Origin of the sequence: Nitrosomonas sp. Nm34, assembly GCF_900113925.1 — a bacterium.
Lineage (GTDB): Bacteria > Pseudomonadota > Gammaproteobacteria > Burkholderiales > Nitrosomonadaceae > Nitrosomonas.
In genome coordinates, this window is the sequence record NZ_FORD01000004.1 from 61,361 (window position 1) to 74,940 (window position 13,580).

General features: G+C 42.5%; 12 protein-coding genes. 5 read left to right on the forward strand and 7 right to left on the reverse strand.

Annotation, left to right across the window (positions count from 1 at the left end; translation table 11 throughout):
* The 3 genes from BM283_RS02885 to BM283_RS02895 form a co-directional block, all read right to left on the reverse strand.
* Window positions 1-822 (reverse strand): MlaA family lipoprotein, encoded by an 822-nt coding sequence (locus BM283_RS02885; protein ID WP_090689201.1) that lies wholly within the window; start codon window positions 820-822, stop codon window positions 1-3.
* A gap of 99 nt (window positions 823-921) precedes the next feature.
* Window positions 922-1,941 (reverse strand): hopanoid-associated sugar epimerase, encoded by a 1,020-nt coding sequence (gene hpnA, locus BM283_RS02890; protein ID WP_090689204.1) that lies wholly within the window; start codon window positions 1,939-1,941, stop codon window positions 922-924.
* 150 nt (window positions 1,942-2,091) lie between these two features.
* Complete coding sequence (locus tag BM283_RS02895; RefSeq protein WP_090689208.1) at window positions 2,092-2,700, reverse strand: MotA/TolQ/ExbB proton channel family protein; 609 nt, start codon at window positions 2,698-2,700, stop codon at window positions 2,092-2,094.
* Window positions 2,701-3,226: 526 nt separating this feature from the next.
* On the opposite strand from BM283_RS02895, the gene xseA reads away from it, so the two are divergent.
* The 4 genes from xseA to BM283_RS02915 all read left to right on the forward strand — a co-directional run bounded on the left by xseA (window position 3,227) and on the right by BM283_RS02915 (window position 6,938).
* A complete protein-coding gene (gene xseA / locus BM283_RS02900; RefSeq protein WP_090689211.1) occupies window positions 3,227-4,570 on the forward strand; it encodes an exodeoxyribonuclease VII large subunit in 1,344 nt (447 codons plus the stop codon).
* A 214-nt stretch (window positions 4,571-4,784) separates the two neighbouring features.
* On the forward strand, window positions 4,785-5,162 hold the full coding sequence (locus BM283_RS02905; protein WP_090689214.1) for a DUF423 domain-containing protein: 378 nt from the start codon (window positions 4,785-4,787) through the stop codon (window positions 5,160-5,162).
* Between the two features lie 29 nt (window positions 5,163-5,191).
* Window positions 5,192-6,382 (forward strand): THUMP domain-containing class I SAM-dependent RNA methyltransferase, encoded by a 1,191-nt coding sequence (locus tag BM283_RS02910; RefSeq protein ID WP_090689217.1) that lies wholly within the window; start codon window positions 5,192-5,194, stop codon window positions 6,380-6,382.
* Window positions 6,383-6,461: 79 nt separating this feature from the next.
* On the forward strand, window positions 6,462-6,938 hold the full coding sequence (locus BM283_RS02915) for a disulfide bond formation protein B (RefSeq protein WP_090689219.1): 477 nt from the start codon (window positions 6,462-6,464) through the stop codon (window positions 6,936-6,938).
* Window positions 6,939-7,066: 128 nt separating this feature from the next.
* On the opposite strand, the gene xerD is transcribed toward BM283_RS02915, so the two are convergent.
* From xerD to htpG, 3 genes are all read right to left on the reverse strand, one after another.
* Complete coding sequence (gene xerD / locus BM283_RS02920; protein WP_090689221.1) at window positions 7,067-7,978, reverse strand: site-specific tyrosine recombinase XerD; 912 nt, start codon at window positions 7,976-7,978, stop codon at window positions 7,067-7,069.
* Window positions 7,975-8,469 (reverse strand): methylated-DNA--[protein]-cysteine S-methyltransferase, encoded by a 495-nt coding sequence (locus BM283_RS02925; protein ID WP_090689224.1) that lies wholly within the window; start codon window positions 8,467-8,469, stop codon window positions 7,975-7,977. Before BM283_RS02925 ends, xerD begins: the two co-directional genes overlap by 4 nt.
* A gap of 73 nt (window positions 8,470-8,542) precedes the next feature.
* Window positions 8,543-10,465 carry a molecular chaperone HtpG gene (htpG, locus tag BM283_RS02930; protein ID WP_090689227.1) on the reverse strand — a complete coding sequence of 641 codons (1,923 nt, stop codon included), beginning with the start codon at window positions 10,463-10,465 and terminating at the stop codon, window positions 8,543-8,545.
* A gap of 160 nt (window positions 10,466-10,625) precedes the next feature.
* Between htpG and BM283_RS02935 the strand changes: the two genes are divergently transcribed.
* Entirely contained in the window at window positions 10,626-11,729 is a 1,104-nt protein-coding gene (locus tag BM283_RS02935; protein ID WP_090689230.1) for a PQQ-dependent sugar dehydrogenase, read from the forward strand.
* A 379-nt stretch (window positions 11,730-12,108) separates the two neighbouring features.
* Here the strand turns inward: BM283_RS02935 and nuoN are convergent, their stop codons facing one another.
* Window positions 12,109-13,548, reverse strand: coding sequence for an NADH-quinone oxidoreductase subunit NuoN (gene nuoN, locus BM283_RS02940; RefSeq protein WP_090689236.1), 1,440 nt, complete (start codon window positions 13,546-13,548; stop codon window positions 12,109-12,111).
* Window positions 13,549-13,580 lie beyond the last annotated feature (32 nt).

The following is a 13,580-nucleotide window of genomic DNA, read 5'->3' on the forward strand; positions in this document are numbered from 1 at the left end:
TTATTCAGTAACCTCATTCCTCTTTTTATCATTCTCGCCATCACTCTTTTCATCATTCTCATCATCATCCACTTCTTCTATATCGATATAAAGATGATTATAACGATCGGTGGGAGGGTTACCATCATGGATCAGGAATTCCCGTTGCTGTGTATAGGCTTCGCGTACAAACAGGTACGGATCCAAAGCCGATTGATCACGAATTTTCATTGGTCCTGAAAGTCTTGCGCGCTTATCTACTACTCTTAGAAATACAAGGGGAATCATTATGGGCCCACTGATGGCATAACTCGCATAAAACAAAGCATCAGTAAATAAACTGACAGGTAAATCCGCTATATCTCGCTGACTGCTTGGTCCATATACGGGAACAAATATATAAGAGCCACTATTTAACCCCCATACGCCCAATATCTGCCCAAAATCCTCATCATGTTCCTTGAAACCCATATGGCCCGCCATATCAGCGAGCCCGAATATACCAATGGTTGAATTAATTGCGAAACGTAGACTGTCCTCAAATCCCTGACGTATTTTCCCCTGCAGGAAAGCATTCAAGGCAACATTCGGATAAGCGAGGTTGCGATAAAAATTCCCAATAGGACGCTGTATAGCAACAGGCACATGCTCTATATAAACATCTGCCACTGGCTCCAAAATATTCCGATCAATCACGTCCGTAAACCAATAAGATTTACGGTTAAAGGATTCATGAGGATCGGCCATATCCATCTCATTTTCATTTTTTGGTGTAGATGTACAACCTGTACAGACCATCACCAGAAAAGACAACAAGATAATAACTAAATGATTTTGTCTCATATCCAAAGCCAGCCTTTTATCTTGTTAAAATGATTAGCCTCTATAGCCACTAAAATACTGGATAGAAAAGGCTAAACAGAATTTTATAAACATGATGCATCACATATTCTTATGTAGTGTTAAAGTACCCGTCACGTACCCTTCTTTAACCAGCCATTCAATCTGGTCAATCAGGGCCTGTCGTATTGAGCTTTGCTGGAAACCCAATTCTTTCACGGCTTTATTACTCTCGAAAAACATGGAACGGGCTGCGAGTCTGACCCCTGTCAATGGAGCCTTGGGAGGTTTATGCGTAATATAATCCGCTGACAACTCAGATAGCGCTCCCACAATGAAAGCGACCCAGTGAGGAATGCGAAATTTTGGCATAGCCAATCCAGTAATCTTTTCAATCATTAGCAATAACTCCCCCAAAGTCAGATTCTCATTACCCAGAATATAACGCTCCCCTGGACGGCCATACTGAGCTGCCAGAATATGCCCTTTCGCCACATCCCGCACATCAACCATATTAAACTTACAATCAAGATAAGCAGGTATTTTATAATTTAAAAAATTCAGAATCATACGCGTGGGAGGTGTAATCCTTCGATCGCCAGGTCCTATGGGTAATGTCGGAGAAACAATCACTACTGGCAATCCTTTTCTTGCAGCGTCAAAAGCTAGTTGTTCTGCAAGAAATTTTGAACGACAATAAGGCCCAGGCATTTCATGCAGTTCTCGCTGGGTTGATGAATCAATAGGGCGATCTCCTTGTTTCTTGCCAGTCAATATTGACTCAGTAGAAGTATATACCACAACTTCAAGATCCGCTTGCGCTGCCTCTGATAATACAGTACGTGTCCCCTCGTAATTCGCTTGCTTGAACACGCGCTTGTCTTGCGCCCATAAATCCGGGTTACCCGCCAGATGATAAAGACGTTGCACACCTTTTAAAGCACGTCGCACCGTATCAGCATCAGTTACAGAACCTCTTATTGCTTGTACGTCATTCGGCAGGGAGACATCTTCAAGCTCCAATACTTTTACTGTCTCACCTTGTTCCAGAAGCTGACTTACTAGATGTGTCCCAATAAACCCCCCTCCCCCAGTAACAAGAGAACAACCATAATTTGACAAAACAACTCCTTTAAATCACACATTAGACAGGAAAGCGCAACTTATATAAACAGAAATAGTAAAATACACAATAAGATATTGTGATAAAGGATCATCCAAAAAAGCTGACAAAATTTAGCTTATGTCAGGCACTACTATTGTTTATCTTGTTTAAATTTGACGTTCCCCATGGATAACTTCAACCAGCTTCAAAGCCTGCAATTCCATTTCCATGACAAGAGTATCTACTTTCGCACGAAAATGCCGATAAAAAATCATGCTGGGTATCGCTACAAGTATGCCAAAGGCAGCATTATACAATGCTACCGATATACCATGGGCGAGTTGTGCCGGATTGCTCCCTGTAGGCGCATTGGAACCAAAAATTTCGATCATACCAATTAATGTGCCGAATAATCCCATTAACGGACTCAAGGAAGCAATGGTTCCCAATGTAGTCAGATAGCGTTCAAGCTCATGTGCCACGCTACGCCCTGCTTCTTCAATGGACTCTTTCATAACTTCACGTGAATTACCGACATTTCTGAGCCCTACTACAAAAATGCGCCCCAAGGGTGAGTTGTTCTCTAAGCGCGACAACATCTCTGCGTTTGTTCCTGTTCTATTGTATTCCTCTAATATGCTTGGCAGTAAATCTCTTGGAGCGACCTTACTCAGACGAAGACTCCATAAACGCTCGACGATAATGGCAATTGCGACAATGGAAGCAAAGATGATTGGCCATATCGGCCAACCGGCAGCTTGAATAATTGAAAACACGCGTTAATCTCCCAGATAGTGGCATTTCATATATTTTACAATTGCTGAATACTTTGTTGAGTCAATCAGATAGATTGTGAAGAACACTCGCGTACTGAACGTTTAATCCGAGATGCCCGCTATAATAAAAAATCAAGAGTAAAAAAGATATAGCGAATCATAATTTACCGTGACAAGGTGTTTTCAGCAAGAAAATATCAATATTCTTTCTTACTCCATTTCTAAATCAAAACTGACTTTGCCGGCTTCACCTTGCCGTATGATTGATACTGTCTACGGCTCGCCTTCGCGTCATGTTTGATTTAGAAATGGAATTATCTATAACTTCTGTGGATAAGTTTGTTTATAGCCTATGAATAATGTAAAAAATTAGTCTTATAAAGGATTATTTTTAAATCTGTTTAATTTCTGAACTTAATAAAAATTATTTAATAACAATATGTTGCATTATCATACTTTTTTCCAAAAGATATTTCACTTTCTAAAGAATAATTAGGATAAATATGAATTATTGTAAAATAGTAAAATGAATCTTTCCTTTCAGCCTATTGGCTTTCAATCCATATTAAGTGTCACCGAATTAAATCGGAGTGCAAGGGAGCTACTAGAACATGCCCTGCCGCTCTTATGGGTAAGTGGTGAAATTTCCAATCTGAAGCAATACCATTCTGGTCATTGGTATTTTTCTCTCAAAGATACCAACGCTCAAGTACGCTGTGTCATGTTTCATCATAAAAATCAGTATCTGAACTGGCAACCTAAAGAAGGTATGCAAGTAGAGGTTCACGCTTTAGTAACACTTTATGAAGCACGGGGTGAATTCCAACTTAATGTTGAAAACATTCGCCGTGCCGGACTAGGATTATTATATGAAGCGTTTGAACGGCTTAAAGCTAAGCTGGAACAAGCAGGATTATTCCATCCAACTCACAAAAAAGCACTGCCTACTTTCCCGAGGCAAATCGGCATTATTACTTCGCTCAATACTGCTGCATTACATGATGTGTTAACGACATTGCAGCGCCGAATGCCGGCATTGCCCGTAATTATTTATCCTGCACCGGTGCAGGGAGAAGGCGCCGCTGCCAAGATAGCCGCTGCCATCCACTTAGCCATGGAACGGATGGAATGTGATGTATTGATCCTCTGCCGTGGGGGCGGGTCGATTGAAGATTTATGGGCATTCAATGAAGAAATTGTCGCACGAGCCATTTATGCTTGCTCTATTCCCATTGTAACGGGTATTGGCCATGAAACTGACTTTACTATTGCTGATTTTGTCGCAGATGTGCGCGCCCCTACCCCGACAGGCGCCGCACAAATTGCTGCTCCAAACGCTCAAGAGATTTCCAATCACCTCGGTCATTTAGGTCAGCGCATGCGGCATGCAATACAACGTAGCATTGAGCGACGCATGCAAATGATGGATTTGCTGACGCACCGTCTGCAACATCCCGGCGATCGTATTTACCATCAAGCAAAGCATCTTCATCACTTGCAGGAAAGGTTGTTAAATGCTTACTTAAGATATAGGGAAACACTTTGCTGGAAGCTAAATGAGCTTAATCGGCGCATGCACACAAGCTCACCAGATATTCCTTTTCTGTTCAAACAGCAACATGATATGGCGCTTCGGTTACGCCGTGCCGGCATACATCAAATCCAAATGTTGGAAAATAATCTTCAGCATCAACAGGCCTACCTGGTACATCTCAATCCGCAAGCGGTCCTAGCGCGTGGTTATAGCATTACTTATACAACTGATGGTCATATTGTACATAATTGGCAACAAATTCACGCGATGGATGATATCCGAATCACTTTTGCTAAAGGATGGGCGCAGGCTAAGGTAACTGAGACAGGAAAATAAGTGTTGATAGACAATTGGATCAGAGTGATGCAGACTTTGGCAACGTTACCCCTTTTCTAAATCAAAATTGACTTTGTCGGCTTCACTTGCCGTATGATTGATCCTGTCTGCGGCTCGTCTTCGCGTCATGTTTGATCTGGAAATGGAATGACTTCGTGGATAAATTTTTATCTCACTCTTATTCATAAATAATTTAAAAGGAATTTAACTGATAATGCCCAGAATCTTTCTTACACTTGGTGCGATTAATGCTTTTTTATGCGTACTTTTCGGTGCTTTAGGCGCGCATGGCTTAAAGCATGCATTGACGACCGATATGCTCGTTATCTTTCAAACCGGCGTGCAATATCATTTTTACCATGCGCTAGGGCTTATCTTAGTTGGGTTGGGATTATTAACCAATTTATCACAATCGCGATTATTGAAATTATCAGGCTGGCTAATGTTTATTGGCATTGTATTGTTTTCCGGCACACTTTATATCATAAGTGTCACCGGAATACGTGGACTGGGCGTAATCGCGCCGTTCGGAGGTCTTTCTTACATGAGTGCATGGCTGTTGTTTGCCTATGCAGCATGGACAGGAAAATAAAAAATAGCGTCAACTGACTGATTTACTCCATGAAATTTCAGCATTTTTTTGCACCCTGCCCGCGCGGCCTTGAATCCGTGCTCGCCAGTGAGTTGGCACAACTTGGTGCAGCAGCGATTCAAACATTACACGGTGGTGTTGCGTTTCAAGGTGATTGGCGTATTTGTTATCGTGCTAATCTAGAAAGCCGTATCGCCAGTCGAATTCTATGGCAAATTGCCAGTCAGCCCTACCACAATGAGGCAGATATTTATGACATCACTCATGCGCTACCTTGGCATAAATGGTTTGGCCCGGAACTGTCTATACGAGTCAATTTAGCCGCCATAAAATGTCCATTGCGCAGCCTGGATTTCGTCACACTTAGAATCAAAGATGCTATTTGTGACAAATTCCGTAACGTTTGTGATCAGCGCCCGAATGTCGATACCGTCAACCCTGCCATTCGTATTCACGCTTTTCTTGATGCCCAGATATTGACCCTTTATCTGGATACTTCAGGTGAAGCGCTGTTTAAACGCGGTTTAAGACAACATGCTGGAGAAGCGCCCTTACGTGAAAATTTAGCGGCAGGTATTTTATATCTTGCTGGCTGGCAACCTGGTATACCGTTACTTGATCCGATGTGTGGTAGTGGTACCTTTTTAATGGAAGCAGCTCAGATGGCCTGTCGCATTGCACCGGGATCAGGGCGGGATTTCGCGTTTGAAAAATTCAAATTACTGGATGCGACATTATGGCAACAGCTCAAACAATCAGCTCAGGCTCAACAACTCCCTCACACTCCTCAGCCCATTTTTGGCAGTGACTTATACGGCTATGCACTCGCTCATGCTCGCAATAATCTGACTGCCGCTGGATTGATCGATATCGTCGGCTTAAAGCAAGCCAATGTGCTCGAAATCGCTGCGCCAGCTGCAAATGGAATCATCGTCACTAATCCTCCTTATGGCGTACGTATTGGCGAGCAACAAGCGCTTGCACAACTTTACCCCAAGCTAGGAGATGTGCTGAAAAAGAAATTCCCGGGCTGGAATGCTTATATTTTTACCGCCGATCCGCTCTTGCCCAAATTGATACGGTTAACTGCCTCACACCGTATTCCCTTGTTTAATGGCGCATTGGAATGCCGCCTACTTGAATATAAAATAATCAGTGGCAGTATGCGTAAGAAAACTAAAAACATTGACTGTCAGCAATCTGATACCACCTTATCTTGAAATATTATTTATATAAAATTATCTATTACTCCAATACCCTTAATCATCTTCAACTAAAGTGTCTTAGAGAAGCCAATCGATGCGAATTATCTTCTTATTAATTTTTTTAAGTTGCGCCGGCTTGATTGGTTATGCGCTCTTTCTGCAAAGGGTAGAAGGCTTACTGCCATGCCCGCTTTGTGTAGCACAACGCATCGCTTATTGGTGCGTCGGGCTGACTGCACTAGTAGCTTTCCTGCATAACCCCCCAAAAATCGGGCGCAGAGTATATGGCAGTCTGATACTTATCTTTGCTCTGCTGGGTGCCATCATTGCGGGTCGCCATGCCTGGCTGATACGTTATCCTGAATCCTTTGAGTGCGGTATCAGCCCAGAGGAGGCTTTTCTGAATGCATTACCTATTGCAGAGTGGTGGCCTGGTATGTTTGAAGCGAATGGCGATTGCGCAGATGTCAGCTGGCAGCTGCTGTCTCTTACTATTCCAGATTGGTCACTTTTGGCTTTTTTGCTACTGATAAGTGCGACTATTTTTCTGTTGCTGACTAAAAGAAGTTGATATTGAGTATTTATTCTATTTCGACATCAAAACCGGCTTGTCGGCTTCACCTTCCGCATCCGTATGATTGATACTATCTGTGGCTCGACTTTCGTCATGTTTAATTTCGAAATGGAATTAAGCACAGACTAACCTCGGGGATGATGTTTAGCATGGAGTTGCTTTAATCTTTCTCTGGCTACATGGGTATAAATCTGTGTAGTAGAAATATCTGCATGCCCCAGTAATAGCTGGACAACACGCAGATCAGCACCGTGATTGAGAAGATGGGTGGCAAACGCATGGCGCAAGGTATGGGGTGATAGGGATTTAACAATACCAGCCTGTTGTGCATGACGCTTAATGAGATGCCAGAAAGTTTGACGGGTCATGGTATCACTGCGGGCTGTCACAAATAATTTGTCGGTCACTTTGTTATCCAACAAACATGGGCGAGCCTTTTCGACATACTCATTCACCCAGTAAAGCGCTTCTTCACCAAGAGGAACCAAACGTTCCTTGCTACCTTTACCCATGACACGCACTATGCCCATATCCGAGCTGACTTGAGCAACTCTAAGGCCCACAAGCTCAGATACACGTAGTCCTGTCGCATAAAGCACCTCCAGCATCGCACGGTCACGCAGGCCCAATGGCTGCGTGATATCTGGTGCGCTGAGCAATGCTTCAACTTCTGCCTCAGCCAGGCTCTCAGGTAGAGAGCGTGGTAATCTGGGGCTTTCAATGTTGAGAGAGGGATCAATTCTGATTTTTCCCTGGCGCAGCAAGAAACGATAAAACCGCTTCATGCTTGACAATTCGCGACTTGTGGTACTGGCTTTGACCATAGAGGAAACTCTGCTGGCTAAAAATGCCAATAAATCAGCATGGGTTGCGTCGATGAACGATTGTGTTTGTTGGCTTTGTTTAATTAACCATGCGCCTAATTGCTCCAAATCACTGCGATAGCTTGCCAGGGTGTTCCGGGATAAACCATCTTCAAGCCATAGTGCATCAGTGAATTCATCTAATAACTTTGCATTTATCTCAGATGAATTCATACGCGTTCATGGTTAAGGAGCCAGCGTTTGATATTAAGTGGCATACCATCGCTTGCGTGCATGAAGCCTCCGAGACCACCGTTTTTAGCGATGACACGATGACAGGGCACAATGATAGGAAGACGATTGGCACCACATGCTTGTCCCACTGCACGGGGTGCAGAATGTAATTGACGAGCAATATCGGCATAACTTCGAGTTGATCCACATGGAATCTGCTGAATAACTTCCCATACCCGCTTTTGATGAGGAGTCCCCGCGATATGAAGCGAAAGATCAAAAACAAAAGCCGGATCATCCTGATAAGCTAGCAGTTGACGACAAACTTCTTCTGCCAGCGGATCGTCTGGGGCGAGTGGAGGAACATCCAACGGGAGATAATCGATGTCGGTCAACCAATCTTGTTCTGTACTGATACCTAATACAGCAAAGGGTGTGATCAATCTTGCCTGGTAATCCTTCAATGGTCCGGCTTCCGTTGTATCACTCATTGTCTCTCCTCCCCTTCAATCTACAGGCCTAGTGGGGGCAAACAACAAGATCGCGCCCCCATCAGCCGTTTTATTATTGACCACTCAGCACATTTTGCAAAAGTAAATCATTCAACCTCTTAACAAAGGTTGCCGGATCCTCAAGTTGGCCGCCTTCAGCAAGCAAGGCCTGATCGAACAGTATATTGCTCCAATCAGAAAATTTTGCTTCTTCGTATTTCAGGCGTTGTACCATGGGATGATGTGGATTAATTTCTAAAATAGGTTTGGTATTGGGCACTTTCTGCCCTGCGGATTTAAGCATACGTTCCAGATTACCGCTCATATCATAGGCATCCACGACTAGACACGCAGGTGATTCGGTCAAACGGAATGTCACCCGTACATCCTTGATACGCTCACCTAATACTTCTTTCATTTTTGTGGTGAGCTCCTTATATTCATCGGCTTCTTTTTCTTGCTCTTTTTTTTCTGCTTCGTCTTCTAATTTACCGAGATCAAGGCTGCCTTTGGCTACTGATTGTAGAGATTTACCGCCATATTCGGATAAGTTGGCTACTAACCATTCATCTACACGCTCGGATAGGAGTAAAACTTCAATTCCCTTTTTGCGGAATATCTCCAGATGCGGGCTGTTTCGAGCAGCTTTTAGGCTATCGGCAGTCACGTAATAGATTTTTTCTTGTCCCTCTTTCACGCGTGCAACATAATCATCAAGCGATACCGTTTGCTCGTCATTATCACTGTGAGTTGAAACAAAACGTAGTAACTTAGCGATACGCTCGCGATTAGCATAATCTTCACCTACACCTTCCTTCAATACTTGCCCAAATTCCTTCCAGAAGGTTTTGAACTTATCGCGATCCTCTTCTTTATCACTACTAGCAAAGTCTTCAATCAATCCAAGAATTTTCTTAACTGAGCCAGCTCGAATATTGTCAATATCCTTCGATTCTTGCAGAATTTCGCGCGAAACATTGAGTGGTAAATCATTAGAATCAATGATCCCACGCACAAAACGTAAGTAATTCGGCAATAATTTTTCTGCGTCATCCATGATAAAAACGCGCTTAACATACAATTTGATACCGTGACGACGTTCACGATCAAATAAGTCAAAGGGTGCACGCGATGGGATGTAAAGTAACTGCGTGTATTCTTGCTTACCTTCTACCCTGGCATGAATATAAGCCAGTGGGGGTTCAAAATCATGAGCGACATGTTTGTAGAATTCTTCATATTGCTCCTTTGTAATCTCACTTTTTGGTCGCGCCCACAAAGCACTCGCTTGATTAATGGTTTCATCTTCTTCAGTAATTTTATAGTCATTACTCTCTTGCGACCATTCTTCTTTCTTCATCACAATAGGCAAGGTAATGTGATCTGAATATCGGCGAATGATTGATTTTAACCGGAAACCACTCAATAGCTCGTCTTCATCTTCCCGTAAATGCAAAATTATTTGGGTACCACGATCTTTCTTTTCCACTGTTTCTAGCGTGTAATCTCCCTCTCCAGTCGATTCCCACTGCACCCCATGTTCGGGTGTCAGGCCGGCACGCCGTGTAATCAGTGTTACTTTATCCGCTATGATAAATGCAGAATAGAAACCTACCCCAAACTGCCCGATCAAATGGGCATCTTTGGCTTCATCACCTGTTAATGAATTAAAAAAATCTCGTGTACCTGACTTGGCAATCGTGCCAATGTTATCAATGACCTCCTGGCGGGACATGCCAATACCATTATCTGAAATAGTAATAGTACGCGCCTCTTTGTCATAACTTACACGAATTTTTAGATCAGAGTCTGACTCATATAAAGCAGCATCTGTTAACCCTTCGAAACGTAACTTATCAGCCGCGTCTGAAGCATTTGAGATCAACTCGCGTAAAAATATTTCTTTATTGCTGTATAAAGAATGAATCATTAACTTTAAAAGCTGTTTGGCCTCAGCCTGAAAACTCATATGTTCTTTGTTTATTGCAGCCTGCATAGTTTTCTCCTTAAAAAATGCGGTAACATTGTGGGGATGAATTAATAAATTTCAAGTTGAAAATTAAAAAATTAACTATGAATACCAATATTTTTTAATTTTCTCCCTTTAACTAAGAAATATCTAATCAAAATAACAATCATCCTAATAAACGCATGCTATGAAATTGTCCCTATTTTTAACTCTTTCTATTCTTATTTTTGGCAATTGCACACAAGCTGCTGCCCAAGACGTAGATTTGCCTCTTGAAAAAATCAAATTACCACCCGGTTTTTCCATCAGCTTATGGGCGAAAGTACCTGATGCTCGCGCGCTTGCAATAGGTGACAAAGGAACGGTATTTGTTGGATCAAAATCTGCAGGCAATGTTTATGCTATCACGGATCATCATGGTAAACGGCAGATTAGAACCATTGCCAGCAATCTTAAATTACCTTCTGGTGTTGCATTTCATCAAGGAGCATTATATGTGGTAGCAATCAACCGGATCCTTCGTTATGATCAGATTGAAGAAAATCTTGATCAGCCACCTCAGCCTACGGTTGTAATCGATAGTTTTCCTAAGGAATCCTATCATGCAGAGCGTTTTATTGCTTTTGGTCCTGACGATTTGCTCTACACCTCAGTAGGCGCTCCTTGCGATGCTTGTGAAGCAGATCAGTCTCGATATGCACTCATTTCACGCCTCATGCCTGATGGAAGCAATTATGAAATTTTTGCTCAAGGTGTACGCAATTCGGTTGGATTTGACTGGCACCCTGAAACAAAAGAATTATGGTTTACGGATATCGGAAGGGACTGGATGAGTGGCAGTTTGCCTCCGAATGAGCTTAATCATGCGCCTAGTAAAGGTATGCACTTTGGTTTCCCCTATTGTCATGGGAAAAACATTCTTGACCCCAAATTTGGAGCAAAGCGCGGCTGTGAACGATCCACCCCACCTGCCGTTGAGTTAGACGCAAATGTGTCTCCAATGGGAATGCGATTTTATACAGGCGACATGTTCCCAGCCGAATACAAAAATCAGATTATCATTGCTGAGCATGGTTCTTTGAATCAGCGCACACATAACGGTTATCGACTGGAATGGGTGTATCTGGAAAATAACAAAGTACTCAGAAAAGAAATATTCGCAGAGGGTTGGCTAGAAAACGGAAAGGCGTGGGGAAGACCAGTGGATGTACTCATCATGCCAGACGGTGCTTTGCTTGTATCTGACGATGAAGCAGGTGCTGTTTACCGGATTAGCTATACTAAATCATAAAGTAAGACTGCACCATACAGGGAAGCAGCAAATTATTAAAGGGCACCGCTAACATGTTCCGCTACATTTTCTGGCGGAGTATTTTATACCATTTTTAATTTAAACCCGACTTTGTCTGCTTTCCTTACCGTATTATGTATGCTGCCTGCGACTCTCTTTGTACTATCTTAATGTGCAAATGGAATGCATCCGTTAAATTATTTGTATTCAATCAAATATTCACTCTGCTAGAACATGGTGGGTTGGTTCTGGATAAATGATTGCTCGGATGTGATAACAGCTTCAAGTTGACTATTTGCCATAGAAAAAAATACCTCCACCAGTTATAAAAGGTTAGGTTATTTATATTTTAGATTGATAGCTGGTTTAGTCTATATCTCTACTGCTGGATAGCATAAAGACTCAGTCCCATGAGCGTTTGTGGAAAAATACCCAACATGATCACCGCCAAACCATTAATGCTGATCAAAACCTTGATATCCATTCCAGTCGAAATAGGCTTGTCGATTTCAGGTGCATCGAAATACATCAACTTAATAATACGTAAATAATAAAATGCACCTATCAATGACAGCATCACGGCTACTACAGTCAGCCATATATAGCCTACTCCTAATACAGCTTGCAGAACAGCCAGTTTGGCATAAAAACCAATCATCGGCGGTATCCCTGCCATGGAAAGCATCAATAACATCATGATCAAAGCCAACCATGGGCTACGCTGATTCAGTCCTTTAAAATCACTGATATTCTCAGACTCAAAGCCTTCTCGTGAAAGCATCATAATGATGCCAAAAGCACCTAACGTCATTAACACATAGGCCGCAACATAAAATAATGATGAGCTATAACCATTTTCTCCAGCAGCAATAAAGCCAAATAACACAAAACCCATATGTGATATGGTCGAATAGGCCAACATCCGTTTAATGTTAGTTTGCGCAATAGCGACGAGATTACCAATGACCATCGATGCCACCGCCAGAATGACTAACATACCTTGCCAGTCAGCTACCAACTCTCCTAATCCGTCAATGAGCAATCGCATCACAAAACCAAAACTCGCTAGATTGGGAGCGGAACCCACAAAGAGTGTCACCGCAGTAGGTGCCCCCTGATAAACATCTGGAGCCCACATATGAAAAGGAGCTGCGTAGAGCTTAAAGCCAATGCCTGCCACAATAAACACCAGGCCAATTATTAATACTGCATGATCAATTGTGCCTGATTGGATAATCTCTGCTACCTTTGAAGTATGCAAACTACCTGTTGCACCATACACCATGGACATGCCATATAGTAAGAAGCCTGAAGCCAGCGCACCTAATATAAAAAATTTCATAGCTGCTTCGGTGGCAACAGTTGAATCTCGCTGTAAAGCAACCATTGCATAAAGCGAAAGTGAAAGCAGTTCTAACCCCAAATAGAGCGTCAAAAAATGGCTGGCCGAAATCATGACCATCATCCCAAGTGTCGCAAACAAGGCAAGGCTAAAAAACTCACCTCGAAACATTCCCCTTACACCGATGTAAATGCGCGAATAGATCAATACGGCCGCTACTGTTGCATAAACCATCAATTTAAGGATATCTGACATTGCGTCATCGATAAACATACCTGAAAAGGTATAGTTGGCTTCTGAAGAGAAAGTAGTTAACGTGAGTATTGCACAGCCGATTAATGTGAGCTGTGCCAGAAAAAAAGCTAAATAACGTCTCCTTTCTCCCACGATTAGATCAGTAAGCATCACCACGCATACCATTACCAGCAAAAATATCTCTGGATAAGCAGGAGTCAAATCAGGCGTCAGAAAATCCATTAATTGTCCTTCAAATTCTGGGGAATTATCTA